The sequence below is a fragment of the Delftia tsuruhatensis NBRC 16741 genome (assembly GCF_001571325.1).
GTDB classification, from domain to species: Bacteria; Pseudomonadota; Gammaproteobacteria; order Burkholderiales; family Burkholderiaceae_C; genus Comamonas; species Comamonas tsuruhatensis.
Map to the genome: position 1 here is coordinate 51,648 of NZ_BCTO01000026.1, position 25,439 is coordinate 77,086.

The 25,439-nt window shown below is 61.9% G+C and carries 23 protein-coding genes and 1 pseudogene; 8 read left to right on the plus strand and 16 right to left on the minus strand.

Features of this window, described 5'->3' with window-relative positions:
• Positions 1-22: 22 nt before the first annotated feature.
• The 4 genes from DTS01S_RS13965 to DTS01S_RS13980 all read right to left on the minus strand — a co-directional run bounded on the left by DTS01S_RS13965 (position 23) and on the right by DTS01S_RS13980 (position 5,173).
• Positions 23-1,354: a c-type cytochrome gene (locus tag DTS01S_RS13965; protein WP_016447056.1), complete on the minus strand. Its 1,332-nt coding sequence runs from the start codon at positions 1,352-1,354 to the stop codon at positions 23-25.
• A gap of 17 nt (positions 1,355-1,371) precedes the next feature.
• Positions 1,372-3,672 (minus strand): xanthine dehydrogenase family protein molybdopterin-binding subunit, encoded by a 2,301-nt coding sequence (locus tag DTS01S_RS13970; RefSeq protein WP_061287909.1) that lies wholly within the window; start codon positions 3,670-3,672, stop codon positions 1,372-1,374.
• Positions 3,669-4,256, minus strand: a complete 588-nt coding sequence (locus DTS01S_RS13975) for a (2Fe-2S)-binding protein (protein ID WP_061287910.1) — start codon at positions 4,254-4,256, stop codon at positions 3,669-3,671. The genes DTS01S_RS13970 and DTS01S_RS13975 overlap by 4 nt, the downstream gene beginning before the upstream one ends.
• Positions 4,257-4,885: 629 nt before the next feature.
• Positions 4,886-5,173: a hypothetical protein gene (locus tag DTS01S_RS13980; protein WP_061287911.1), complete on the minus strand. Its 288-nt coding sequence runs from the start codon at positions 5,171-5,173 to the stop codon at positions 4,886-4,888.
• Positions 5,174-5,627: 454 nt separating this feature from the next.
• On the opposite strand from DTS01S_RS13980, the gene DTS01S_RS13985 reads away from it, so the two are divergent.
• Positions 5,628-5,903 carry an H-NS histone family protein gene (locus DTS01S_RS13985; RefSeq protein ID WP_016447060.1) on the plus strand — a complete coding sequence of 92 codons (276 nt, stop codon included), beginning with the start codon at positions 5,628-5,630 and terminating at the stop codon, positions 5,901-5,903.
• Positions 5,904-6,171: 268 nt separating this feature from the next.
• A complete protein-coding gene (locus DTS01S_RS13990; RefSeq protein WP_254787954.1) occupies positions 6,172-6,960 on the plus strand; it encodes an Hpt domain-containing protein in 789 nt (262 codons plus the stop codon).
• Positions 6,961-6,967: 7 nt separating this feature from the next.
• On the opposite strand, the gene DTS01S_RS13995 is transcribed toward DTS01S_RS13990, so the two are convergent.
• The 4 genes from DTS01S_RS13995 to DTS01S_RS14010 are packed head-to-tail and all read right to left on the minus strand — an operon-like array spanning position 6,968 to position 12,515.
• Entirely contained in the window at positions 6,968-7,660 is a 693-nt protein-coding gene (locus DTS01S_RS13995; RefSeq protein ID WP_061287912.1) for a response regulator, read from the minus strand.
• Positions 7,661-7,707: 47 nt separating this feature from the next.
• Positions 7,708-10,641 (minus strand): hybrid sensor histidine kinase/response regulator, encoded by a 2,934-nt coding sequence (locus DTS01S_RS14000; protein ID WP_017405167.1) that lies wholly within the window; start codon positions 10,639-10,641, stop codon positions 7,708-7,710.
• 25 nt (positions 10,642-10,666) lie between these two features.
• Positions 10,667-11,839 carry an EAL domain-containing response regulator gene (locus tag DTS01S_RS14005; RefSeq protein ID WP_061287913.1) on the minus strand — a complete coding sequence of 391 codons (1,173 nt, stop codon included), beginning with the start codon at positions 11,837-11,839 and terminating at the stop codon, positions 10,667-10,669.
• A 19-nt stretch (positions 11,840-11,858) separates the two neighbouring features.
• Positions 11,859-12,515: a response regulator transcription factor gene (locus DTS01S_RS14010; protein WP_016447065.1), complete on the minus strand. Its 657-nt coding sequence runs from the start codon at positions 12,513-12,515 to the stop codon at positions 11,859-11,861.
• A 348-nt stretch (positions 12,516-12,863) separates the two neighbouring features.
• Here DTS01S_RS14010 and gloA point away from each other — a divergent pair, with 348 nt between their 5' ends.
• Positions 12,864-13,313 (plus strand): lactoylglutathione lyase, encoded by a 450-nt coding sequence (gene gloA, locus DTS01S_RS14015; RefSeq protein WP_061287914.1) that lies wholly within the window; start codon positions 12,864-12,866, stop codon positions 13,311-13,313.
• Between the two features lie 94 nt (positions 13,314-13,407).
• Here gloA and DTS01S_RS14020 read toward each other — a convergent pair whose 3' ends face one another.
• Positions 13,408-13,932, minus strand: coding sequence for an OmpA family protein (locus tag DTS01S_RS14020; RefSeq protein ID WP_034369134.1), 525 nt, complete (start codon positions 13,930-13,932; stop codon positions 13,408-13,410).
• Between the two features lie 238 nt (positions 13,933-14,170).
• Between DTS01S_RS14020 and DTS01S_RS14025 the strand changes: the two genes are divergently transcribed.
• A complete protein-coding gene (locus DTS01S_RS14025) occupies positions 14,171-14,794 on the plus strand; it encodes a gamma-glutamylcyclotransferase (protein ID WP_174538896.1) in 624 nt (207 codons plus the stop codon).
• 150 nt (positions 14,795-14,944) lie between these two features.
• Positions 14,945-15,556, plus strand: coding sequence for a superoxide dismutase family protein (locus DTS01S_RS14030; protein WP_061287936.1), 612 nt, complete (start codon positions 14,945-14,947; stop codon positions 15,554-15,556).
• Positions 15,557-15,577: 21 nt separating this feature from the next.
• On the opposite strand, the gene DTS01S_RS14035 is transcribed toward DTS01S_RS14030, so the two are convergent.
• Genes DTS01S_RS14035 through DTS01S_RS14055 form a run of 5 tightly spaced genes read right to left on the minus strand, consistent with a single transcriptional unit; the run spans position 15,578 to position 21,015 of the window.
• Positions 15,578-16,354, minus strand: coding sequence for a CoxG family protein (locus DTS01S_RS14035; RefSeq protein ID WP_026062333.1), 777 nt, complete (start codon positions 16,352-16,354; stop codon positions 15,578-15,580).
• On the minus strand, positions 16,344-16,850 hold the full coding sequence (locus DTS01S_RS14040) for a (2Fe-2S)-binding protein (protein ID WP_016447071.1): 507 nt from the start codon (positions 16,848-16,850) through the stop codon (positions 16,344-16,346). Before DTS01S_RS14040 ends, DTS01S_RS14035 begins: the two co-directional genes overlap by 11 nt.
• A complete protein-coding gene (locus DTS01S_RS14045) occupies positions 16,847-17,743 on the minus strand; it encodes an FAD binding domain-containing protein (protein ID WP_061287915.1) in 897 nt (298 codons plus the stop codon). Before DTS01S_RS14045 ends, DTS01S_RS14040 begins: the two co-directional genes overlap by 4 nt.
• Complete coding sequence (locus tag DTS01S_RS14050) at positions 17,736-20,030, minus strand: xanthine dehydrogenase family protein molybdopterin-binding subunit (RefSeq protein ID WP_016451724.1); 2,295 nt, start codon at positions 20,028-20,030, stop codon at positions 17,736-17,738. Before DTS01S_RS14050 ends, DTS01S_RS14045 begins: the two co-directional genes overlap by 8 nt.
• Before the next feature lies 1 nt (position 20,031).
• Positions 20,032-21,015 (minus strand): Bug family tripartite tricarboxylate transporter substrate binding protein, encoded by a 984-nt coding sequence (locus tag DTS01S_RS14055; protein WP_061287916.1) that lies wholly within the window; start codon positions 21,013-21,015, stop codon positions 20,032-20,034.
• 243 nt (positions 21,016-21,258) lie between these two features.
• Between DTS01S_RS14055 and DTS01S_RS14060 the strand changes: the two genes are divergently transcribed.
• Positions 21,259-21,825 (plus strand): MarR family winged helix-turn-helix transcriptional regulator, encoded by a 567-nt coding sequence (locus DTS01S_RS14060; RefSeq protein WP_013802266.1) that lies wholly within the window; start codon positions 21,259-21,261, stop codon positions 21,823-21,825.
• 2 nt (positions 21,826-21,827) lie between these two features.
• Here the strand turns inward: DTS01S_RS14060 and DTS01S_RS14065 are convergent, their stop codons facing one another.
• Positions 21,828-22,400, minus strand: a complete 573-nt coding sequence (locus DTS01S_RS14065) for a nucleotidyltransferase family protein (protein WP_061287937.1) — start codon at positions 22,398-22,400, stop codon at positions 21,828-21,830.
• A 52-nt stretch (positions 22,401-22,452) separates the two neighbouring features.
• On the opposite strand from DTS01S_RS14065, the gene pdxH reads away from it, so the two are divergent.
• Positions 22,453-23,100: a pyridoxamine 5'-phosphate oxidase gene (gene pdxH / locus DTS01S_RS14070; RefSeq protein ID WP_017405177.1), complete on the plus strand. Its 648-nt coding sequence runs from the start codon at positions 22,453-22,455 to the stop codon at positions 23,098-23,100.
• Positions 23,101-23,131: 31 nt separating this feature from the next.
• Here the strand turns inward: pdxH and DTS01S_RS14075 are convergent.
• Positions 23,132-24,084, minus strand: a pseudogene (locus tag DTS01S_RS14075) (AEC family transporter).
• Between the two features lie 276 nt (positions 24,085-24,360).
• Between DTS01S_RS14075 and DTS01S_RS14080 the strand changes: the two are divergent.
• Positions 24,361-25,422 (plus strand): site-specific integrase, encoded by a 1,062-nt coding sequence (locus DTS01S_RS14080; protein WP_061287917.1) that lies wholly within the window; start codon positions 24,361-24,363, stop codon positions 25,420-25,422.
• Positions 25,423-25,439 lie beyond the last annotated feature (17 nt).

Sequence of the window (25,439 nt, forward strand, 5' to 3'; positions counted from 1 at the left end):
GCGCAGATGACGCGGCGCAAGCTCAGTGCGCCGCCACCTTGCCGGGGCGTGTTTCCTCGCGCAGGGCCTTGACCTTGTCGCTCAGGCCGGGCCATGGCTGCAGGCCGTACTGGCTGCGCATGGTGTTGAGCAGCGTGGCGATCTGATCGTCGCTGAGGTTGTGGCGGAAGGCGGGCATGGTGCCCAGCTGCGGGCGCGCCGGTTGCGTGATGCCGTTGAGCACCACATGGATGGCGTTGGTCGGCGAGTCGCTGTACAGGTTGGTGTTCAGCGACAGCTGGGGACGCACGCCGAAGCTGCTGCCGGCCAGCACGCCGCTGGGGTCGGCGCGGTGGCAGGCCATGCAGGCGCCCTGGTACAGGCGGTAGCCCTGGGCGTCGACCGGCAGCTTGGCAACCTCGGTCTTTTCCTTCACCAGCGCCTGGGCGTCCCCTGCGCCAGCGGCGTCTGCCACGGGCTTGCGGTACGACATCAGGTAGGTGGCCATGGCGTTGATGTCCTCGGCCGACTGGTGGGACAGGCCTTCGATCACGGGCGCCATGGGGCCGGCGGCCACGCCGTGGCGCTCCGAGAAACCGGTCTGCATGTAGCGGACCAGGTCCTCGCGCGTCCAGGGCAGCGGAGCCACGGCCTTGTCGTTGAGCGCGGGCGCATCCCAGCCGTCGATGAAGGCGCCGGCCAGGTGGTCGGCACCCTTTTTCTCGGCGCCGAACTGGTTGCGCGGCGAGTGGCATGCAGCGCAGTGGCCCAGGCCTTCGACCAGGTAGGCGCCGCGAATCCACTCGCCCGACTGGTTGGCCGGCGCGGGCTGCTCGCCCGGCTCCAGGTACAGCGCATTCCACAGGGCCAGCCCACGGCGCACGTTGAACGGGAAGTTCAGCGCGGTCTTGGGTGCCTCGTTGGAGACAGCCGGCTCGGTCATCAGGAAGGCGTACAGCGCCTTCATGTCCTCATCGGTCACGCGGGTGAATGCCGTGTACGGGAAGGCGGGGTACAGGTAGTTGCCCTCGCGGTCCACGCCATGGCGCATGGCGCGCTCGAAGGCCTCGTACGACCAGCGGCCGATGCCGGTTTCGGCATCGGGCGTGATGTTGGTCGAGTAGATGGTGCCGAAGGGGCTGGGCATGGCCAGGCCGCCTGCGTTGCGCTGGCCGCCCGGTGCCGTGTGGCAGACCGCGCAGTCGCCCATGTGCGCCAGGCGGCGCCCCTGGTCGATCTGCTGCTGGCTGAATTCCTGCACCGGGATCTGCTGCAGGGGCGCGATTTCGCTGCGGCCCGTGGCCAGCCAGAAGGCGGCGCCAGCCACGGCGGCCAGGCCGACCACGCCGAGGGTGATTTTCTTGAGTGTGTGCATGTTCCGGTCCTCCGCTCTCAGTTCTGTGCCTTGTCGGCCGGGGCTGCATCGGCAGCCTTTGCCTTGAGTGCGGCCAGCACGCGTGCCGGGGTGAACGGCACTTCGCGCAAGCGCACGCCGGTGGCGTCGAACACGGCGTTGGAGACAGCGGCGGCGCTGGGCACGGAGGCCGATTCGCCCGCGCCCATGGGGTCTTCGCCGGGGCGCTCGACCAGTTGCACGTCGATCTCGGGCAGCTCGTCAAAGCGCAGGATGGGGTAGCCGCCCCAATCCAGCGAGGTCACGCCCTTGCTGTCGAAGGTCACGTACTCCTTGAGCACGCGGCTGGCGGACTGGATGATGTTGCCGTGCACTTGGTGGCGCACGCCGGCCGGGTTGACCATCTCGCCGCAGTCATGGGCCACGAAGACCTTGTCCACCTTGATCACGCCGGTCTCGCGGTCCACGGTCACGTCGCAGATCCAGGTGGCCCAGGCCGCGCCGTAGCCGGGGAACTTGCTGTGGTAGTAGCGGGCATAGGCAAAGCCGCGGCCCTTGACCAGGCGCTGGTCGGCCGGCGCGGGGTTGCGGTGGGCCGGGCCATCCTGCCAGCCGGCCTGCTTGTGCGCAGCGTGCGTCAGCGCCACGGCGCGCGGGTCCTTCAGGTAGCGCAGGCGGTAGGCCAGCGGGTCTTCACCGGCCAGGTAGGCGCATTCGTCGATCCAGCATTCATGGGCAAAGACGTTGGGCAGGGCCGAGACGCCGCGCATCCACGAAGCGCGCACGATGGGCGCCGCATCCTGCGAGACCACGCGCATCTTGGGGTACTCGTACTGCGGGATGGCCGTACGGTCACCCATCTGCAGCACCTTGGGCTTGTTGGGCACCTTGCCCGTCAGGATCAGGGCCAGGGCTGCCGCGTCGTTGGACGGGTAGCAGGTCTTGAGCTCATAGCCCAGCACGGCATGGTTCTCGTCCAGGCCGCCGCGCACGCGGATCAATTGGCCCGTGCCCTTGGGCTCCCAGGCGGCTTCCTGCTCGCGCATCAGCTGCACGCGCACCGGGCGGCCCACGGCCTGCGACAGCAGCACGGCGTCGGATGCCACGTCGTCCGCGCAATTGCGGCCGTAGCAGCCTGAGGCTTCCAGGCGCGTCACATTGATCTGGTCGGCCGCCATGCCGGTCAGCGTGGCGATGTCCTTGCGCACGTCGTGCGGGTTCTGCGATCCGGTCCAGACCTGGATCTGGCTGGCGGACACCTCGGCCACGGCGCAGGACGGGCCGATGGAGGCATGCAGGTGGTAGGGCCAGACGTAGTCGGCCTCGATCACCTTCTTGGCACCCGAGAAGGCCTCGTCAATGCCCGCGTCCTCGCGCAGCATGCGGTCGGTCTTCTCGTGCTTGACCAGGGTGTCGTGCATGGCGTTCAGCGACAGGTCGGGCACGCCGGCCCAGTCCTTCCACTTCACCTCCAGCTGGCGCATGGCGGCAATGGCCTGCTCTTCGCGCTCGGCCACGATGCCCACGAAATCGCCCTGCACCACCACCTTGACGATGCCCGGCAGATGAGCGACCGACTGCTCGTTCACAGAGATCAGGCTGCTGCCCAGCGGCGCCGACGCATCGGCACCGCCATAGGGCGGGCGCACCACGCGGCCGTGCAGCATGCCCGGCACGCGCACATCGTGCACATAGGCCAGCGCGCCCAGCACCTTGGCCGGAATGTCCACGCGCTGCACGGACTTGCCGATGTAGTTGAAACCGCCGGTGCGCAGCGGCACTTCCTTGTCCAGCGCAATGTTCAGGTCCTGGCCCTGGGCCAGTTCGCCGTAGCCGATGCGCCGGCCGCCCTTGGCCACCACCGCGCCCTTGGACGTGGTCAGTGCGGACACGGGCTGCTGCAGCTTCTCGGCAGCCAGGCCCAGCAGCAGCTGGCGCACCTGCGCGGCGGCCTTGCGCATGGGGATGGCGTCCACCTGGATGGTGTTGCTGGCAATGGTCGGGCCCTGGTTGGGCGTGCGGCCCGTGTGGCCCAGAACCATGGTGATGCGTTCGAACTCCACATCGAGCTCATCGGCCACCAGCTGCGCCAGCGAGGTGCGGATGCCCGTGCCCAGGTCCACGTGGCCGTGGTAGGCCGTGACGCTGCCGTCCGCGCCAATGGCGATGAAGCTGCTCACCCGGTCAATGGGGGGAATGGGGAAGGCGCCGGCCACGGCGGGCGCCGTACCCGTGCTTTCAGCCACCAGGCCAGCGGCCGCCACCGAGCTGACCATGACCATGCCGCCCAGCTTGAGCAGGTTGCGGCGCGTCAGTTGAAGGGGGTTGGATGCACTCATGCTGCACCTCCCTGGGCGATCAGCACGCGGGCGCGAGCAGCCGCACGCATGATTTCCACATGCGTGCCGCAGCGGCACAGGTGGCCGGACAGGGCCTGGGTGACTTCCTCGTCGGTGGCCGTGGGCTTGTGGTCGAACAAGGCCACCAGGGCCATGACCATGCCGTTGGTGCAGTAGCCGCACTGGGCGGCCTGCTCGTCGATGAACGCCTGCTGCACGGGGTGCAGTGTGTGGACGGTCTTGCCATGCGTGTCAGCCGACGGCTTGCCGGCAGGCATTCCCGGCACGGTGGCCGGATGGGCAGCTTCCCAGTCACGCGCCACCCGGGCGTGCTCGGCCTGGGTTGCATCCTGCGACAGGCCTTCCAGCGTCGTGACCTTCATGCCCTGGACCACGCTCACGGGAACGGAGCAGGAGCGGGCCACCTTGCCGTCGATCAGCACGGCGCATGCGCCGCATTCGCCCAGGCCGCAGCCGAACTTGGGACCGTTGAGCTGCATGTCGTTGCGCAGCACATAAAGCAGCGGCGTCTCCGGGCTCACGCCCTGGATCTCGACCTCTTGTTGGTTGAGAGTGAATTTCATCGTGTGCAAACCTTGTGGTTGACAACAGGTGCAAACCATAGGTGCGCACTGAAAAATCAGGCGTCAGGCATGCCGCAGCAGGGCCCGAAAAAGAAAGCCCACCGCCGGCGGGGTGGGCTATTTCACGTGGTTTTTAGAGGCAAGTCGGATGGCTGGCTGCCTGTTGTATGCAAACGATTCTATGCCTCGCACTTGCTCGCCGCTGCCAGCGTGCCGCCATCCCGGCACCCGCACAGACTGCAGATTTCCGTGGCTTTTTATGCACAAGACCGAACTCATCCATCGGAAATATCCACGAAAGCACAGCGCAGCAGGCTGATCAGTGAGCCTGCACCAAGAGCAAAAAGGAGTGCACCACCACAGTGCACAGGAGGGCAGAACACGCTGCAGCAATTCCGGTCCGGATCTTTCAGCCATGCACGGCCGGGCATAGAGATCGCAGCCCGTCCAGGCGTTCAACGCGTCGGCTCGAAAATCACACCAACCCAGCAAAACACTCGGCTTTTACCTGCATCAAATTCCAGTGAGAACGCTTGAAATTCACGAACGCATCATGCGCAGCGCCTGCAAAACACATGCTCGTCTGCAGGATCGGCACCACGCAAGGCTGCTGGCTGCAACCCCTAGCATCAGCGGGTGCCCGGCGTGATCTGGATCGTGCCAAGGCCCGAATCCATGGCCACACGCCGCCGGGGAGTCAGCCAGTGCACCCACAGCCCCCAAAGCCACCCCAGCGCAAACACGCAGGCCAAGGCCAACATGCCCCAGCGCCCGGCAGACAGCGCGCTGTAAATCCAGTACGGCATGCCCCCCAGGCCGAAGAGGCAGGCCCATCGCCGAAGCGCGGTGGAACGGGATTGGGACAGCCAGACGGCAAGGGCTGCGGGGAGTGCGAAGGCGATCTGATCGATGCTCATGACTGCATCATACTGTACAAATAAACAGCATTGCACGGAAAAATCCAGACGCTTGCACAAGGCACGTCGACGGGACGGCCACACCCTCTGACTTGTTCGCATCTCATCTGGCAAGCAGCGTACAGACTGGACTTGAAGGATTCCGAATCCGCACCGGAGTTTGGGTAAAGCGCGGCCCTTGCATCACTCAATCCCAGCACCGCCGGCCATGAACCCGGAGTCACGGCTTATCCAGTTCCGCTCAGCCCGAAAGCGAGGGTGCACAGGATTTTGAAAACCCGCAGAACATACAGCGCCATACTGCGCAACGGCTCTTTACCCAAGGTTTACCTGGCAGTTTGAACGCATTCGGGACGGGCAATGGTGGTCATAGGGGGAAATAATCGAAAGCATGCAAACCGGTTCTTAAAAAACAGTTAATATTCGCGCTTCAATCCATGAAAGGCAAACTACCGTGAGCAACACATACAAAGAACTTCTGGCGCAGCGCGAAGCACTTGAGGCCCAGATCCAGACAGCACGCAAGCAAGAAGTCAGTGATGTGATCGCCAAGATTCGCGGTCTGGTTCAGGATTACGGCCTGACAGCCGACGACATTTTCACGGCACGCCGCGCCTCCTCCACCGTGGCCCCCAAGTTCCGCAATCCAGAGACAGGTGACACCTGGACCGGACGCGGCAAGCCGCCCGCCTGGATCAAGGACAAGGATCGCGCCCAGTTCGCCATCTGAAGCCCTGGATAAACGCCTCCATGAAAACAGCCTGCAGTCACTTGCAGGCTTTTTTCATTCTGGCCCCACCTGGAACGTGCACCTGAATTGGCGTGCCTGCACTTCTGCAGGGCGGCATTGCCCAGGCCTGGCCCCGTGCAATCGCGGCAAGCACGCGCACATGCCCTTAGACATGCACTGTGGATGGATGCCGTGGTTCAATCAGTCGGCCTGATCTGCATCTTGAAATTTCTCGCTGTAGAGACCGGCCCCCGACGTTCGGCCTTCCATGACAAAACAGATCTCCGCCCTGGACAGTGCCCCCACCGCACGCCGTCCTGACAAGCTACCGACCGCCTTTGGAACGACACCTGTCGCAGATGCACTCTTGCGGCCCCATCTGCCATTTTCAGGACAGCAGATTCTGTTCATCTCGTCATGCGACGATCAGCACGCCCATCTGCTCCCTTTGCTCAAGGAGTGGGGTTTGGTGACCACGGCATGCCGCCATCCCACCGCGATTCGCCAGGATCGGCTACAGAAGTTCCACGTTGTCGTGCTGTGCGGGCCGAAGACTTTATGGAATGCCAAGGACGAAAACCGCCTGGTGGCAGGAGCGGCACGCATCATCGAATGTGAAGCCAGCCATCCCATGCAGCCCAGAGTGATCAATGCCCGCATCATCGCGGTATCCTGGCATTCACCGCAGGGGATTCTTGATGCGCTGACGATGGCGATCCATTCAACGCATGCCAACCCCGACAGCCTCCTGCCGACTGACGAAGTCGTTCATTTCGAGAAAATTGCGCCAACCATCAGAAATGCCTTCCTGGAATCTGCGCGCTCTTCTCTGGCAACCATCAAATCCAGCCCAAACTGCGAAGATGTGCAAAGAGAGCTTCACAACCTGTCTGGCTCACTGAGATTCTTTGATCTGGTCGAGTTGTCAATACGGTGCGCCGACCTGGAAAGCCGCATGGGCCATGATGGGCTGGCATATCACAGACATTCGCTCTCGCTGCTGGAGCTCCAGCTTGAAGCAGTCATCCAGGACATACAGGCACTGAAGGTGGAATGAACATGCATCATTGAGATCTCGATGATGTCACCCACCCACATTCCAAGGCATATTTCATAAGGTCTATGTCTCGCTCTATGCCGAGCTTTTGCATGGCCTTGACTTTTTGCGTGCTGATGGTCTTCTTGCTCCTGTTGAGCTTGGCTGCAATTTCATCAATGCGCAGGCCAGCAGCGTACAACCGGACTACCTCGGACTCCTTGGGGCTCAGCTCGGCAGGCACTCTTCTCTCCCCCTGCACTCCGCCCAACCCGCCCGCACCACCTCTTTCCAGCCGCTCGGCGATGGCTGGCGAAAAATAAACTCCGCCAGTGAATGCCGCGTGGATCGCGGGAACAAGATGCAGCACCGGATCGGCCTTGCTGACAATACTGATGTTCGAGACACGACCCAGAGCCTGCAGTATTGCCGAGTTATCCAGCATGGTCAGGACCACCAGACCCAATTTTGGGAATCTTCTCGATATATATCCGAATAGATGCAGTCCATCTCCATATTGCCCGGTCGGCATGGAGTAATCGGATACAAGCACATCAAAACCTCCCTCTTCCAGCTTTTTAATCAGATCGGTTGAATTTGAAACACTCCCATTCAATGCAATTTCTGACTCACCAGACAATTCATGCCTGACACCTGATATTATCCCAGGATGATCGTCCGCCAACAATACGGATATTTTCAGGTGTTTTTTATAGTCCATGGCGCGTAAATATGAATAACCTGACACCAGCCGGCTTTCAACCTTTCTCACAAATCTTTCAGAACGTCCATGAAATTCACGAGCTCCACATCGACCGCTCGAAAATCTCGCGCATTGACAAGAGAAGAAATCCTATCAAGCGCCTGGACTATGTCATTGAACCCTGCCACTGCAAATGCCCCCTTCATGGCATGAATTTCCCTATGCACAGCCACGAGATCTCTTTTTTCCAAGGATTTCTTCAAGGAGATCAAGGATGCTTGTGTTGTTGAGACAAGAATGTCACGGTAGCCAGAAATCTTGCTTGTTCTTGCCGGCAATGCATCCACTTGGCAAACCCCGGACTTGCCGATATTTCTATCAATGAATTCCTTGATGCTTTTCAGGGAGGCTGGTTTGACGATGATGTCAGATATGCCGAATTTGGCACATTTATCCCTTTCATGCTTGCCTGCGTTTGCCGTTATTGCCCCCACTCTAATCCCGGGGTAATCCTTACGGATGTGCTGTGCAAGCACATAACCGTTCATGCCGGGCATCTGCAGGTCGGTTAGAACCAGGTCATAGGCCAGCTGTGCCAGCATGCTCAAGGCAGATTCCCCTCCTTCTGCAGAATCGGCCTCATACCCAATGATCCTCAGCTGATCCAGCAACAGCATTCTGTTAACAGGGTGGTCATCCACCACCAGAATCCTTGCCGAGAAATCCTCTCGTTCGTCCTCCGAAAGCAGGACATCGCCATCCTCCCAAGCGACAGCGGATGATGCGGGCTGCGCATGGTATGCGGGCAGCACCAGCTCGAAAATGCTGCCTTTTCCAAGGACACTTGAAAACCGGATCTCCCCTCCCATGAGGTGGGCCATCCGCTGGCACAGCGTCAGCCCAAGTCCGGTTCCTCCAAACTTCGTGGCGATTTCCGAGCCGGCCTGCTTGAACGCATCGAAGATGAACGCATGCTGCGAATGATGAATACCTATTCCAGTATCGGATACCTTGATGTTCAGCTCGCCGGATCTGTCGGATGCATATACCTCTATTTTTCCACTCTTGGTGAACTTCAAGGCATTGCTGAGTAGATTGTTGAGTATTTGCTTGATGCGCTCAGCATCGCCAAGATAACCAGACTTCAGCGAATCATCGATGGTCAGGGAAAATTCAATTTTTGCCTCTGTCACCAAGGGTTTATAGATGGATGCCACCTGCCTGATCACGGACTTGAGATCGAATCCGGCCATCTCGACACTCATCTGACCAGACTCGACCTTCGAGAAATCGAGGACATCATTCAACAGAGACAAAAGAGAATGTGAGGAATTCGAAATGATGTCCAGCCGTGTTTTCTGCTCCATGGACAGAATGCTTCTTCCCAGTATTTCCAGATTCCCCAGTATCGCATTGAGTGGAGTGCGTATCTCGTGGCTCATTACGGCGAGAAAAGATGATTTTTCATGGTTTGCCTCTTCCGCAGCCTTCTTTGCATCCTCCAGGCTTCTTTGGACCTGCTTGTGAGCCGTGATATCGGCAAACCCGCACAACAGCACGTTCCGACCTTGGTATTTTGCCTTCACCATGATCATGGAGAGCTCTGCAATGGTTCCATCGTTGGAAATCACCACCTCGCTGGACACGGGCACATAGTCACTTTTCCCGCCACCAAGATATTTCTCCACATAAACTCTGTGGAAATAGCCGATCAATAGCTCGCCAGGGACCGGGCCACGCAGTACTGCACTCTCCTTGTATTTGAACATCATGCTGTTCTCCAACAGCATCTTTTTCTCCTTGAAATCAAGAAGACCAAGTCCGTAAGGAGCCATGGCAATGATGGTTCGACTCAGCTGCTCGGTATCGAAAACATTCTTTGCCTTTTCATAGATTGGAATAAATACCTTTTCGTAGAAATATATCAAAAAGCACCAGAACAAGACAATGAATATCAACGAAAGAATCAAATATACGAACGATTTTCCCTTTAGAAAAACCGCATCCTTCCACGAAAACACGTGGAGCAGAATCATGTTTGTATTCGATATCCTCGAGTAGTAATGAAAAAAACCATCCTTGTATACAGCACCATACTTGAACAGAAGATAGCGACTCACCAGGTTGCCTTGGAATTTCGATGATTCAATATCAAAGAAATCCGCTTTGCTGTAGCCCTCGGGTTCAACACCCAGGGCAACGCTTCCCTGGGAGTCCATGATCAGAAAGGAACTTCTATCCTCACCTTGCTGCATCAGATTCTCAATATGCTGGGTAGGCATGTCACTCACCACGGTGAGAAATGGCTTACCCCTGTGGAATGCAGAAACAACAACCTGGAACGACATTTCACCCGTCAGAATACTTTTGGTCGGGGGAAGCCAAATGGGGTGGCGCACTTGTCCGGAATGAAGTGGAACGCCTTTGTCTTTCGGCAGCCCGGCAATCTGTTGCTGAAGCTCCAAGAGCATCCGTTCCCGCTCAGGCTCATCTGGAATCTGAGGCAGGAGAGCACCGATGAACCCGCCATCCGGACTGAAGGCATATACAGATATGGCTCTTCCATCCTGAAGAAAACTCGAGTTTGCCAGGTATGCAAGCTCCTCCAGCATATCCCTGTATCGCCTGCATGCAGGCTTGTCGCCCTTATCCTCGAGCAGAACCACCGGACTCACACCCGTGATCATAGCGCCCGGCCTGCCAACTCCCGCCGGTTGCGATATATGCGCTTGCCCCCAAAGCAATTCTGATGCGATTATTCCACGCATCATGATGACCTGCTTTGTTTCTATTTCCACCAGAATTCTAGTTCTCTTGTTCTGAAAAATTGACCTTCTTTCCTCCATGAAATCATTGAACTCGAACGATGCCGCAAATAACGCGACAATGATCACAAGGAAAGAAAAGATCAGCCCCCCACCAAAAAGCAGTCTCTTGTTATATCTGGCCAGAAGCAGAAGATCTTCCTTTTCTGCAATTTCTTTTTTATGGATTTCCATCTGGACATCGATATACAGCCATTGCTCAGGCCAATGATCGCCTCATGTAGTCGATAAAATCTTTGCAGGAAAGTGCTCTGGAATACAAGAATCCCTGGCCGACATCGGCATCCATACTCCTGATCATTCCCAGATCATCAACGTCCTCCACTCCCTCAACAACCACCTGTGCCCGAACATCTTTCGCAAGCGACACCGCTTTGCTCAGCACTCTCTTTGCATGGGCCTGGTTTCTTGCAGCATGCAGCAAAGCCTTGTCAATCTTGATCTGGTTGAAAGGAACGCTAAGCAGGCGCCCTAGGGTCGAGCCGCCCACGCCAAAGTCATCCATTGCGCACTGAAAGCCACTCATTCGTAAATTCGCAATGACACCGCCCAGAGACTTTTCGAGATCATCCGCCCCATCTTCCGTCACCTCAAAACCGATATTTTCAGGGGAGACACCTGCATCCCTGATCACGCGCAATGCCGAATCCATCCACTCCCAGGATGCCGCCAGGGAGGCGGATACATTGATGCTGCAGATGAACTGCCCTGAAGGTGCTGCCGATTTGATGAAAGAGATGGACTGCAGGAGCATTTGGAGAGTGAGCTCATGCATCAATCCATGGTCTCCGATGGCCTTCATGAACGCAGCAGGTGGCAACAGTTCCGTGGCCGAAATAGGCCACCGGGCCAAGGCTTCCGCCCCGATGATCCTGCCCGAGCCTGCATGATGCAAGGGTTGAAAATGGGCAACGATTTCGCCGCTGTGCAAAGCGTTCGTCAACCTTGCCCTCGGAATCGGCAAGATCGTCCTGGGCTGGCCATCCGTCTTGGTCCGCCCCAGGATACGCAGCAGGAAATCCCCGTTGACCGGCACCTCTCTTGCCATTCTGGAGCGAGATATTGCACAGACGATGTTGAGTGCCAGGCTCCGGGCATAGTCAGCGACCGCATGGAATATTCTTGGTTCGCAGCTGCTGACAAGGATGATGGGAACATCCACTTTCGACAGTGCCAGATCATTAAGCAACTTCATCAGCTTTTCGCCGATGAAATCCATATCCACAAAGGCCGCATCCGCATTGAATTTCTTCAGTTCCGCCAGAAGCTCATCCGGATTGCTGATCCATTGAATGCCGTGAAAAATTCCTTGCTGTTTGCAACATTGCTGTATCCAATATGGGGCCATCGGATCATTTGTGGCAACGAGCATTCTTTTGCCATGACCGGGACTATTTTCTGGCATCAATCCATCCCATCTCTATTCCATAGCGAATGAGGTCAATGTCCTTGCGGATGCCCAGTTTATTCATGACCGCCACCTTGTGCGTACTGACCGTCTTGATGCTGCGATAGAGTTTTTTCGCTATTTCAGACACTGTCATTCCAGAAATGAAAAGCAGCAGAACTTCCTCTTCACGCTTTGACAGTTCTATCGATGTTCGTACCGCCCCGAGCCATTCGCCGCCAAGCAGTTTGCTTGCGCTCGGCGAAATGAATTGACCATCTGTGTATGCCGCATAGATCGCCGGCACCAGGCTCCCCAAAGAATCTGTTTTATGGACTATCCTGTAGATCCCCTGATTGGCAAGCGACTTGATGATCCCAATATTCTCAATCATTGTCAGCATCACGATCTTGACGCCGGGAAATCGTCGCCGGATGACATTCAGCATGACCAGGCCGTCGCCATAGGTTCCGCCGGGCATTGAATAATCAGTCACCAGCACATCGCATTCGTTCTGCCTGAGAAAATTGATGATTTCCGTGGAGTTTTTCGCTCGACCCACAATCTCTATCTCATTTTTTTCCTCCAAAACACTTTCTATGCCTGCCAGAACCGCCGGATGGTCATCGGCAATCAGTATCCGCAAGACGAAATTTTTCATGACTCAAAAAATTAGCAAGAAGAACATTCCTATTCTAGGCAGTGGCGCACTAGGATTTAATTGGATTAATCTGATTTTTCCACTTCAAAATCTAAGATTTGTCTGATTTTTTGGTCCAATTGCTGCGAATTCGGGCGTCAGTCCTAGGTAGCACTCCTAGAATTCAACAGATAGTTGAATCGGTGGTTGAATGCGTTGCAGGCCAAGCATCCGGACCACGCGGGAGTCTGTGGATGAGATGCACGCGCCCGGGCAGGAGCCCGCGACCGATGCCGCGGTGGGGCTGAAGCGACCTCACCCCATGGCCGAGCGCGTGAAGAGACCGCCAAATCCCGGCACAATCCGTGGATGCGAATCCTTCACACCATGCTGCGCGTTGGCAATTTCCAGCGTTCCATCGATTTCTACACACAGGTTCTTGGCATGCAGCTGCTGCGAACCTCAGAGAACCCCGAGTACAAGTACTCGCTGGCCTTCCTGGGCTTCGAGGGCGGCAACCCTGGCCAGGCCGAGATCGAGCTGACCTACAACTGGGGTACGGAGTCCTACGACATGGGCACGGCCTACGGCCATATCGCCATTGGCGTGCCTGATGCCTATGCCGCCTGCGAGAAGATCAAGGCGTCCGGCGGCAACGTGACGCGCGAGGCCGGCCCCGTCAAGGGCGGCACCACGGTGATTGCCTTTGTGACGGATCCGGACGGCTACAAGATAGAACTCATACAGGAGAACTCACGCGCCCATGCCGGCATGCAGCCAGCTGGCGGCGAGAAGTTCGATCCCCTGCGCAATTCCTGATCCACGCAGCCCCAAAAACAAAGGCCCGGAGCGTTCATCGCTCCGGGCCTTTGTTTTTAGCTGCGGCTGCTGCCAGCCGCACTGCTGATCCGGTTCAATTCACCAGGATCACTTCCACCCGGCGGGCCTGGGCATTGCTGCCATCGGCCTGCAGTTGTTCGGGCTTCTTGAGTTCGACCTTTTCCTCGGCCACGCCCAGTGCCGACAGGGCAGCCTGGACTGCCAGGGCGCGCTTCTTGGCCAGTTCGGCGTTGAGTTCGGCGCTGCCGGTGGCGTCGTGGTATCCAGAGATCACGGCGCGCTTGCCGCCCTGCACACCAGCCACCACATCGGCCAGCGCTTCATTGGCGCCAGCCGCCAGCTCGGCCTTGGCCGATGCGAAGTAGAACTTGACCACGCCGTTTTCGACAACGACACGCGCCACGTCTTCCTCCAGGACCACAGGCGCCATCGCCGGCACAGGTGTGGCGCCGGTTGTCGTCTTTGCAGGACCATGCGCAATACCGCGCTGGTAGACCACGACACCCACGACCGTGGAGACGACGAGCGCAATCAGCGCAAACAAAAAGCCCAGGGCAAAACGTTGTTGGCTGTCGTCGTCGGATTGACTGAAGGACATGAAGCACTCTCCGTGAATGAACTGTTGAAGGAAACCAGAAAGACTGCGAAAAACCGGCCGATTGTAGAGGGCCGCCGCCAACGGCCCTGCGCACCGCCCAAGCCCCGTGATGCCACCCGGCACGAACTGTGGCGCCGCAGAGACAAAAGACCGGCCGTGCAAGGGCAACGCAGGCGCTTGTGCACCGTTTGGGCCGACAGGCGTTAAAACGTCATTGTTCCTTCACGCCACAGCGCCCATGTCCTCCCTGCCAGAATTCTCATTTGTCCGCCGAGAGTCCCAGCCCATGCTGGACGAGGCGCTGCACCGATGGGGCGGAAGCGATGACCTCTGGATCTTTGGCTACGGCTCGCTGATCTGGCGGCCGGATTTCGATTTCTGCGAACGCCGCACGGCCCGTGTCTTTGGCTGGCACCGGGCGCTGAAGATGTGGAGCACCATCAACCGCGGCACCCCCCAGAACCCTGGTCTGGTCTTTGGCATGCTGTCCGGTGGCAGCTGCCAGGGCATGGTGTTCCGCATTCCCCGGCACCACGGCCATGACGTCATGAGAAAGCTGTGGCAGCGCGAGATGGCCAATGCCGTCTATGACCCCCGCTGGCTGCCCTGCCGCACCGGCCAGGGCACGGTGCAGGCGCTGGCGTTCACGCTGTCCCGTCAAAGCCCCAATCACACGGGCGAGCTGGCGCCCGAAGACTATCGCCGCATCTTCAGCGAGGCCAAGGGCATCTATGGCAGCACGCATGACTATGCGCGCGCAACCTTCGATGAGCTCAAGCGCCTCGGCATCCGGGACCGTGCCTTGCAGCGCCTGCTCAGCTACGCGGGCCAGCCTGAAGCGGGTGCGCAAGCCGCGCGCTGACGCTTTGATGCGATTGATACGCTGATGCGCGCAGGCGCATAACGCTGCTCTCTCCGACATATCCACCGTATTGCACGCTGCAAGATGGCGGCTGCGCGCAATGCGCCTCACAACTTTTCCAGCACGGATATCAACCAGGAGATTGCCACCATGCGTTTGAACGCTTCCCCCTCCACCCCGTCCACCGCCGTGAAGCTGCTGATGGCAGCCGGCATGGTGCTGGCCCTTGGGGCCTGCGGCAGCCAGGCCAAGCCTCCTGCCACAGCCGCAGCGTCCACCCCGGCAGCCGTCACCGCAGCCCCTGCCGCCCGCAACGTGGCCATGGCCCAGCTGCAGCCCACGCAAGGCAGCAAGGTCAGCGGCAGCCTGCAGTTCACTGCCCAGGCCGATGGCAGCGTGCGCGTTCAGGGCTCGGTTCAGGGGCTGGCGCCCAACAGCGAGCATGGCTTTCATGTCCATGAGAAAGGCGATTGCTCCAGCCCTGATGGCCTGAGCGCGGGCGGCCATTTCAACCCCACCGGCCACGCCCATGGCCGGTTCGAATCCGCTGTCCACCACGCAGGGGATCTGCCCAGCCTGCGGTCCGACGCGCAAGGCATGGCCAGCATAGATTTCGTTTCGCGCGGCCTGGCACTGGATCAGAGTCCCAACAGCGTGGTGGGCCGCGGCCTGATCGTGCACAAGGACCCTGACGACTACACCACGCAGCCCACCGGCAATTCCGGGGCGCGCCTGGCCTGTGCGGTGATCACGCGCGGATGATGTGCTCGGCCGGGTCTGCGTTCAGCGCAGGCAGTCGCGCAGCCACGCCGCGCACTGCTCGGCGCGCGCGCCCGGCCATTGGACGCTGACCGTGGTATCGCCACGGCGCAGCTCGACATGAATGGTGTCGGCAGCGCCCGCGCTGCCCTCACCGCTCAAGCTGCCGATTAGCCGCCCCCACCAGCCACGGCCCCGCAGGTCTTGGGCCGTGGAGGAGAGCTCCGAAGCTGGCGCTGGTGCTGGCGAATTCCGGGCTTGCACCACCGTTTCCCTGGCTGGCTCGGAGGCCGGCGCGGGCGCGACAGGTGCAGGCGCCTGCATGGTCGCCTTGCCCGCAGCGGGCTCCCCTCCCCCGCCTTCGAGCCGCGCGGCCAGATTGTTACCGAACTCCTCCCATATTCGGTCGGCCTTGGTCTTCATCACGCTCAGGCCGAAGGCGCCCAGACGGCCCAGCAGGTCCACGTCGATCTTGATGCGCAGTTCGGTGCCTCCATCCGGCGTGGCGCTCAGGAAGATTTCACTGCGCTGCTTGAGCGAGCTGGCCACCGAGGTGTCTTCTCCCGTTCCTTCCACGCGCAGATACTCGGGAGCGCGTTGCTCGACGATGCGTGTGCGCAGCTTGAATCTGGCGCTGATGAAGGAGATCTTCTGGTGCATCACCGCCACGTATTCGGTGGGGCTGACCACTTCGATGGACTGCATGCCCGGCACGGCACCTCCCATGACCTGGGGATCGAGCAACAAGGCCCATACCCGCTCTCGCGAGGCCGAAACAGTCAGGGTTTTCTCAATTTCCATGCATTTTCTCCGCGGCCACAAGGACCGATTCCACGATCTGGGTGTAGCCCGTGCAACGGCACAGGTTGCCGTTGAGGCCATGGCGAACTTCGTCCGCGCCGGGAAGGGGGTTGCGCCCCAGCAGATCGCAGGCGGCCATGATGAAGCCCGGTGTGCAGTAGCCGCACTGCAGGCCGCCGCATTGCATGAAGCTTTGCTGCAGCGGGTGCAGGCGTTGTGACGGGTCTGCGCCCGCACCCCCAGCAATACGGTCGGCCAGGCCTTCGATGGTGGTGAGCGCGCGGCCCTGGACCTGCACGGCCAGCAGCAGGCAGGACTTCACCACTTCGCCATCCAGCAGCACCGAGCAGGCGCCGCACACGCCCGTCTCGCAGCCGCGCTTGGTGCCCGTCAGGTGCAGGTCATCACGCAGAAAATCCGACAGCAGCCGGCGCGCAGGCACGTCCACGCTGCAGGGCTCGCCGTTGACGGTGCATTCGATGCGATGTCGGCTCATGCCAGCTCTCCTTGTTCCAGTGCCAGGTCCAGGCCAAACAGTTCGGCCACGGTGCGCCGCACGTTGACGCGCACCATTTCTCGGCGGAAATCCGCCGAGCCGCGCAGGTCCGAAACCGGTGTGATGTCGGCCGCGACGATGTCACCCGCCTCGGCCGCCAAGGCCCAGGTGAGGGCACGGCCTTCAAGAAAGCCCTCGGCGCGCCGCTGGCGCACGGGTATGGGCGTAGAGGCGCCCACGACGAGACGCGCGTCGCGGCAGATGCCCCCGGCGGTGTGCGCCACCAGGGCCACGCTGGCCAGCGGCCGGTGTTCGGCCGCTGTGCGCAGAAAGCGCGTGTACACACCGCTGCGCCGGTCGTCTCCTTGCCCCATGGGCGGCACGCGGATCTCGCTGACGATCTCGTCGCCTTCCAGCGCCGTGGCGTAGTAGTCGACCAGGAAGTCCTCGATGTCCAACAGGCGCTCGCCTCTTGCGCTGGCCAGCACGATCTGGGCGCCCAATGCCATCAGGCAGCCGGGCGGGTCGGTGGAGGGGTCGGCATAGCAGAGATTGCCGCCCACCGTGCCCTGATTGCGCACCTGCGGGTTGGCCATGTGCTGCGCCATGCCGGCCAGGACAGGGTAGTGATGCGACACCAGCGGCGAGGCCGCCAGTTCGGCATGGCGCACCAGGGCGCCGATACGCAGGCCACGCACCGGGTCGAAGTCCAGGCCGCGCAACGCATCGATGCCAGCCAGCGAGACCAGGTGCGTGGGCGCGAGCATGCGCTGGCGCATGCCCAGCATCAAGGCCGTGCCGCCGGCGATCACGCGGCAGTCCTCGCCCAGTTCGGCCAGCAACCGGCTGGCCTCCGCCACCGAGGTGGGCTCCAGGAAGTCGAAGTCATGCATGACGGCCCTCCTCGGCGCGTGCGCGCAGCGCCGCCAGGATTTTTTCGGGCGTGATCGGCAGATCGCATATGCGCACGCCGATGGCGTCGTACACGGCGTTGGCGATGGCAGGCGCTCCCGGCAGGATGGCGGTTTCGCTGGCCCCTTTGGCGCCATAGGGGCCGTTGGGGTCGTTGGACTCGACAAAGCCGCCGCGCAGCAAGGGCACGGCGTCGGCCGTTGGCATGGTGTAGTCGGCGAAGTTGCCGTTGGCCAGGCGCCCGCCTTCCAGGTGCAGTTGCTCGTAAAGGGCCCAGCCCATGGCCTGGACGGTGGCCCCGTTGGTCTGCCCATGGATGGCGACGGGGTTCAGCGCCTTGCCGCAGTCGTCGGCCACATAGCTGTCAAGCACCAGGACCTGGCCGGTTTCCGTATCGACCTCGACCTCCACTGCCTGGGCCGCGAAGGAATAGGCCGGCGCGATGTTGCCGTGCAGCTGGGCGTCGTGCATCTGCGTCTGGGCATCCCAGGTGTGGCTGACCTGTATGCCCTCGCCGCCATGGCGCCAGATGTGCTGGCGTGCGAGCTCGGCCATGCCTGCCGCACGGTCGGTGCCGCGCACGCGCACCTGACCATCGGCCAGCTCCAGGTCGTCGACCTGCGCCTCCAGCACGACGGCGGCCAGGGCCAGCAGCTTGCTGCGGGCCGCCTGCGCGGCACCTATGGCGGCATTGCCTGCAGCCATGGTCACGCGCGAGGCCAGCGAGCCTATGGCGAAGGGCGTGCTGTCCGTGTCGGGTGCGGCCACGCGGACCTGCGACAACGGCAGCGTGAGTTCATGGGCGACGATCTGGCTGAGCATGGTGGCCGCGCCCTGGCCCATGTCGCACTCGCCACTGAGCACAAGCACCTGGCCATCCTCATGGATGCGCACCACCACGGTGGAGCCGTCCCAGTTGCCCATGGTGCGGTTGCCGCTGACATGCATGGCCGCAGCCATGCCCACGCCCCTGCGGCGGGCGCCAAGGGCCTGGCGGGGGCGGGCGCGCTTGCCGCGCCAGTCGATGGCATCGGTGGCCTGGTCTATGCACTCCTTGAGGCCGGCGCTGCCGATCTTCCAGCCATGCACTGTCACGTCGCCGGCTTGCACTGCATTGAGCTTGTGGACTTCGGCCGGATCCAGCCCCAGCTGCTCGGCCATGATGTGGATGTGGCTGTTGAGCGCGAACAGCATCTGCGTACCGCCAAAGCCGCGGAACGCGCCGTGCGGCGGGTTGTTGGTATAGACCAGGGTGGCGTGCGATCGGACGTTGCCCTGCCTGTGCATGTTGTCGCTGCGCATGGCACTGACGTGCATGACCTCGGCCGACAGACCCGCATAGGCACCGCACTCGGCAACGATGTGCACCTGCTTGGCGAGGATGCGGCCATCACGCGCCATGCCCAGCTTGAGCGTGATGCGCTCGGGGACGCTGGAGCAGCAGGCCAGGAAGTCCTCCAGCCGGTTGTTGACCAGGCGCACGGGCCGCCCGGTGCGCAGGGCCAGCAGGCCCGCCACGAGCTGGTTGTCGTCCTCGACGATCTTGCCGCCAAAGCCGCCGCCCGTGGTGGCCTGCACCACGCGGATGGCGGACACCGGCAGCTCCAGCGCCGCCGCCAGCCGGGCACGCGCCAGGAAAACCGACTGCGTGGAGGTCTGTACCAACAGGCGGCCATCGGCGTCGATGGAGGCCAGGGTGGCCATGGGTTCCAGGTAGCCCGGGTACTGCGCATGCGTGGTGTACGTGGCTTCGTGAACCAGATCAGCTGCGGCGAATCCGGCATCGGCATCGCCGCGCTCGAAGCGGATCTCGTGGGCGATGTTGCCCCGGCCCGGATGAACGCCGGGCGCTTCTTCATCCAGGGCTTCCTCGGGCGACAGGATGGCGGGCAGTTCTTCGTACTCGACCTCGATCAGGTCCAGCGCATCGCGGGCGATCTCTTCTGTGGCGGCAGCCACGGCTGCCACCTCTTCCCCCGCAAAGCGCACCAGGCCGTCGGCCAGGATGCGCCGCTCCTTGTGGCTCACGCCCCAGGGCGTGCGCGGTGCATCTGCCCCGGTCAGCACGGCTTTCACACCGGGCAGCGCACGCGCTGCAGCAATGTCGATGCGCACGATGCGCGCATGCGGATAGGGGCTGCGCAACAGCTTGGCATGCAGCATGCCCGGCAGCTTGAGGTCGCCCGCGTACTGGGCACGACCTAGTACCTTGGACAGCGCCGTGACCTGGGCCGTCTCGCGGCCCAGCGTGGAATTCGAGGTATTCATGTCATTCAGCGGTGATGCCGAGTTCGCGGATCACCTTGCCCAGGCGCTCGTAGTCGGCAGCGTTGACATCGGCCAGCACCTGCGGCGACCCGCCCACGGGCACGGCACCGAAGGTGGCCATCTTTGCCGCCACCTCCGGCATCCTGAGGATCTCGTTGAGATGGGTGTTCAAGGTCTGCACCACGGGGGTCGGCGTGCCCTTGGGCGCGAAGAAGCCATTCCAGGCACCTGCGGCTATGTCCCTGTAGCCCAGTTCCGCCAGCGAAGGCACATCGGGCAGCAGGGGCGAACGCTTCGGGTCGGTCACGGCCAGCGCGCGCAGCTTGCCCGCCTGGATGTACTGGGCCACCGGCCCCAGCGTGACGTAGGCCAGCCCCACATGACCCGCTGCCACATCGTTGACGGCCGGTGCCACGCCGCGATAGGGCACATGCTGAATGCTCACTCCGGCAGCGCGGTTCAGCCACTCGGCACCTATGTGCATGGGCGAGCCTGCGCCGGGACTGGCGTAGCTGAGCGTCTTGCCGGCCTTGGCCGCAGCCACCATGTCGGCCACGCTTTTGAATCCCGTGGAGGGATGGGCCACGAGCAGCACGGCCTGGCTGGCGGTCTGCACCACGGGGGTGAAACCTTTCAAGGGGTCATAGGTCGCGGCAGTAGGGAGCCTCATCACCATGGGGGCGATGGTGAAGGGGTTGGGCGTGAACAGTAGCGTGTAGCCATCGGGCACGGCCCGCGCAACCAGGTTGTTGCCCACGGTGCCGCCCGCCCCGGGCCGGTTGTCCACCACCACGGGCTGGCGCAGACGCACCGTGAGCTTTTCGGCGAACAGGCGCGCCATGGCGTCCGTGTCACCACCTGCGGGATAGGCGACCACCACGGTGATCGGCCTGGCGGGGTAGTCCTGTGCAAATGCCGGACCACAGACAGCGGTGGCAAAAGCCAATGCTGCAATGGTCAGGCCTTGCCGACGATGGGGGGTCATCACTGGCTCCTTTGAAAGCGCGGACATGCATCGGTCAGATACGGGCATGGCAGCTGGGGCTGGCTATGGGATGAATTCATACGATTCATCCATGAAACATTGATCCTCAAAAGAATCAATGACGATTTTCTCCGGCAAGTTGATGAATCAACTTACTGAAAACACTGATTGACCTCTATTGATTTCTCCAAAGAAATTCCACAAGACAAACGTCAGGCAGCCTGTGAAACAATTGATGGGAACATGTCCATCCCACCTTCTCCTCTCCCTGTGCCCAGCACGCCCGCAGGCAATCCCTGGACCCACCTTGACGAGGCAGGCAGCAGCCTGACCGTCGATGCCTTTCTGACCACGCTGATGAGCCAGGTGGGCAATGCGCTGCGGCGCACCATCACCGTGCCCTATGCCGATACGGCGGGCTTGACGGTTTCGGAGTGGCGGCTGTTGGCCCTTGTCGCGCATGCAGGCGAGTTGCCGTTCAGCGCGCTGGTGGTGCAATCCACTTCGGACAAGGCCCTGGTGAGCCGGGCGCTGCGGCTGCTCGAGGAACGCGGCCTGGTGGCCCTGCTGGCGCAAGGCTCCACTCCACGCAAGAAGATCCTGTGCTCCATCACGCCTGCGGGCCGGCAGTTGCATGACGAGGTGATGCCCGTGGCCCGACAACACCAGGCCGCTGCTCTGCTAGCGCTGACGCAGGAGGAACGGGAGGTGATGTATCGGGCCTTGCTCAAACTGCGCGGTTATTGCCAAGGCAGCCAAGCCGACCCAGCGACCGAAGGCGGCCCCGCTACGGCAGACGGCGAAGCCTGAATTCAGCCCACTTCAGGCCGGTTCTGCAGCAACACCTCAGCGCGCGCCAGATCGTCCAGCGTATCGATGTCGGTGAGCACACCAGCATCGTCCACATCGACCTGAACCACATGTCCGGCTTCGCGCAGCGCCTTCAGCACAGGCGCCCCGCCCTTCTCTCCGCTCAACGCCATGAGCGCCGCGCCGCATGCGGCGCCGAAACCCACGGGATGTCCACGCGCGCCTTGATGGACAGGCTGGGCGGCTCGGGCCCCCGCATGCAATGCATCGGCCACTTTCAGCAAGGTCTGTGGACTCACCAGCGGCAGATCGGCCGGCAAGACCAGCCAGCCTGGCGCATCGGCTGTGGCACGCACGGCCGCAGACAGCGAATCGCCCATTCCGGGGTGGCCCGCATCTTCCAGATGCCAGGGCAGGCCGCTGGCGCGGACGGCGGCCAGTGTGTGTTCCAGCACGGTGCTGCCGCCCAGCGGCGCGGCGAGCTTGTGCATGGCGCCGCCCGACGCGCGGAAACGCTCGCCACGGCCCGAGGCGAGGATGATCACGCAGGGGCGGCCTTTGAAGTCTCTGAGCATGCGCAACTCTAGCGCAGCAAATGGGAGGTCGGGCGCAGGCACAATGCAGGCCATGAGCAGCATTTCCACCTCGATCGCCGATCTGCGCAAAAGCTACGAGCGCGCGGAACTGAGCGAATCGGCCTCCCTGGCCGATCCGCTGCAGCAGTTTGACCAATGGCTGCAGGAAGCCCTGAGCGCCCAGGTGCCCGAGCCCAATGCCATGACGCTGGCCACCGTGGGCGGCGACCTGCGGCCCAGCACGCGCATCGTGCTCATCAAGGGCTATGACGAGCGCGGCCTAGTCTGGTACACGAACTACGACAGCCGCAAGGGCCAGCAACTGGCGGGCAACCCCTTTGCCGCGCTGCAGTTCCACTGGGTGGAGCTGGAGCGCGTGGTGCGCATCGAAGGTCGGGTGGAAAAGGTCAGCGAGGCCGAAAGCGACGCCTACTTCAACAGCCGCCCGCTGGACTCTCGCATTGGCGCCTGGGCCAGCCCGCAAAGCCAGGTCATCAGCGGGCGCAGCGTGCTGGTGGCCAATGCAGCCAAGTACGGCGCGCAGTTCCTGCTGAACCCGCCACGCCCGCCACATTGGGGCGGATTCAGGCTGGTGCCCGAGCGCTGGGAATTCTGGCAAGGCCGCAAGAGCCGGCTGCACGACCGCCTTTGCTACCAGCTTGAAGCTGGAACCTGGCTGCGCCAGCGCCTGGCGCCCTGATCCCCTCGATTGCTGGCGCTGCTGAAACCCATCAGCCCGGCAGGCGCTGGGCCAGCCACAGCATCAGCGGCACGGTAAGCAAGGCCAGCGCAGTGGACACCGCGATGCTGGCGGACACCTCCTCCTGCATCACGCCATAGCGCTGCGTGAACAGGAACACGTTGGCCCCCACGGGCAATGCAGCCGCCGTGAACATCACGACCACCGGCAGGCCGCCCAGACCGAAGGCCCAGGCCAGCGCAAGCAGCAGCAGCGGATGCACCAGGTTCTTGACCAGCGCGATGCCAGCAGCCTCTCGCAAGTTCTGGCCCACCCTGGTGTAGGCCAGTGTCACGCCGACCAACAGCAGCGCCATGGGGCCCAGCGCCTGGCCCAGGACCTGCAGGGACCGGTCCACCGCTTCGGGCAGCACCAGCCCAGTCTGAGCGAACAGCAAGCCAGCGAGTATGGGCAGCGGCACAGGATGCACGATGCCGTTGCGCACGGCCTGCAGCACCGTGCGCCACATGGGGCGCGGTGCGCTTTGGCCGCAGCGCTGGCGTTCGTGGGCCTCGGCCAGCTCGAACACGATGGTGGCTGCGGTCAGCAGGATCAGCGCATGCAGCGAGACCAGGGTGAACAACGTGACAGCCCTTCCTCCCCGTAGACCAGCCCCACCAGCGGCACGCCGATCATGACGGTGTTGCTGAACATATTGGCCAGCCCCCGCGCGGCCGAGCGCGTGGAAAAGCCGCCCAGCACCATGGACACCACGAAGATCAGAGCAGTCGCCAGGAAATACAGGGCCACGGGCTGAAAGTCCAGCTCCTGTACCCGCACCGCACCCATGGTGCGAAACAACAGCGCCGGCGTAAGCACCAGAAACACAAGGTTGGACAAATCCTTGATGGCGGTGGCACGCACCCAGGCCAGCCGGGCGGCAAGAAAGCCTGCGCCTATGCAAAGAATGACAGGGATGAGGGAGGCAAAGACGGGAGAGTTCACTGAAGCAGGACCGGGAAGCTGCGCCTGCGCAGGCTTGCGGCGCGCGCAGATTATGCGCCGCAGACCCGGCCCTGCCTCGTTCAGGCGTCGTCCCGGGCCTCGAAGGCCCGGCCAGCCTCCACGGACGTGCCAAGGCTCAGATTCATGCCGAACAGCCCCCTTTTCTGGCGACTTGTCGCCACTGACATTCATCAGCCGATAACAAGGTTGCCACTCAACTTCATGTAAGTTACATTGATCATCCCTATTGGTTGATTCGTTTTGCTCTAGACGTCCATGACTTCATCACCATCCCAGGCACCCGCTGCCGGCAAGCCGCCGTCCACTGTCCCCGACGGACTGGCCCTGTTCCGGCATTGGCTGGAAACCGAGGGCGCCAAGGGCTGGGATGCCCTGGACACGGCGCCCGACAGCGGCTACGAAAAGGTATGGCGTGCCTGGCTGCGCAGCCTGGGCGATGCGGGCATGCCCGCCAGAGAAAGTTCCCTCTCCCCCACCACGCCGAAAGGCAAAGTCAACGCAAAGGCCCGCGCCTGGCAGCAGGCCACCGCCGTGGATGTCCAGAATTTCCTGCGCCCGCGCGAAGGCCAGTTGTCGGGCCACCAGCCCGGCCGCCGCATCAGCGAGGTCACACGCAGGCGCTACTGGCGCCTGCTGGAACGCATCTACGACCATGCGCTGGACCACGGCTGGGTCAGCGCCAATCCCGCCGCAGGGCTGGCGCCGCAGGAGCGCCCCCCTGCCGAAGACGGCCAGGGCCATTGCCTTCCCGCGCCGCTGTGGAATGCCCTGCCCCGCCACATACCGATGGCCGACGGCTTTCAGTCGGCGCGCGACCGCGCCATCTTGCTGCTGCTGTACGAACTGGCGCTGGCGCCCGAGGAGGTGCGCGGCCTGTGCTGGCGCGATGTGCAATGCGCAGGACCAGGCGATGGCCTCCCCTGTCAATTGCATATCGATGGCGCACGCGCCGCGCAGCAGCGCACGCTGGATCTGTCGGAAACGGTGGTGAAGGCGCTGCAGGACTGGAAAGGCTTCAGCGCCGGCCAGCGCGGACCCGAGGCCGTTCAGCCCGACGCCCCGGTCTTTTACTCGCGCGAGGGGCAGCCGCTGTCGGTGCGCGTGCTGTTCCATGTGGCCTCGCAGCTGATACAGCGTGCCCATGCGGCCCAACCCGCTTCTGCCCAGAAGGCGCCGCTGCACCGGGTCGGGCCGCAGGTGCTGCGCAACACGGCCATCGTGCAGTGGTTGCGCGCGGGCCGTGCCGAGACCGAAGTGGTGCAGTGGATAGGCGTCGACAGCGCACGCGCCCTGCGCCATCTGCAGCATTACCTGTAGCAGACGGCGCGGGAGCG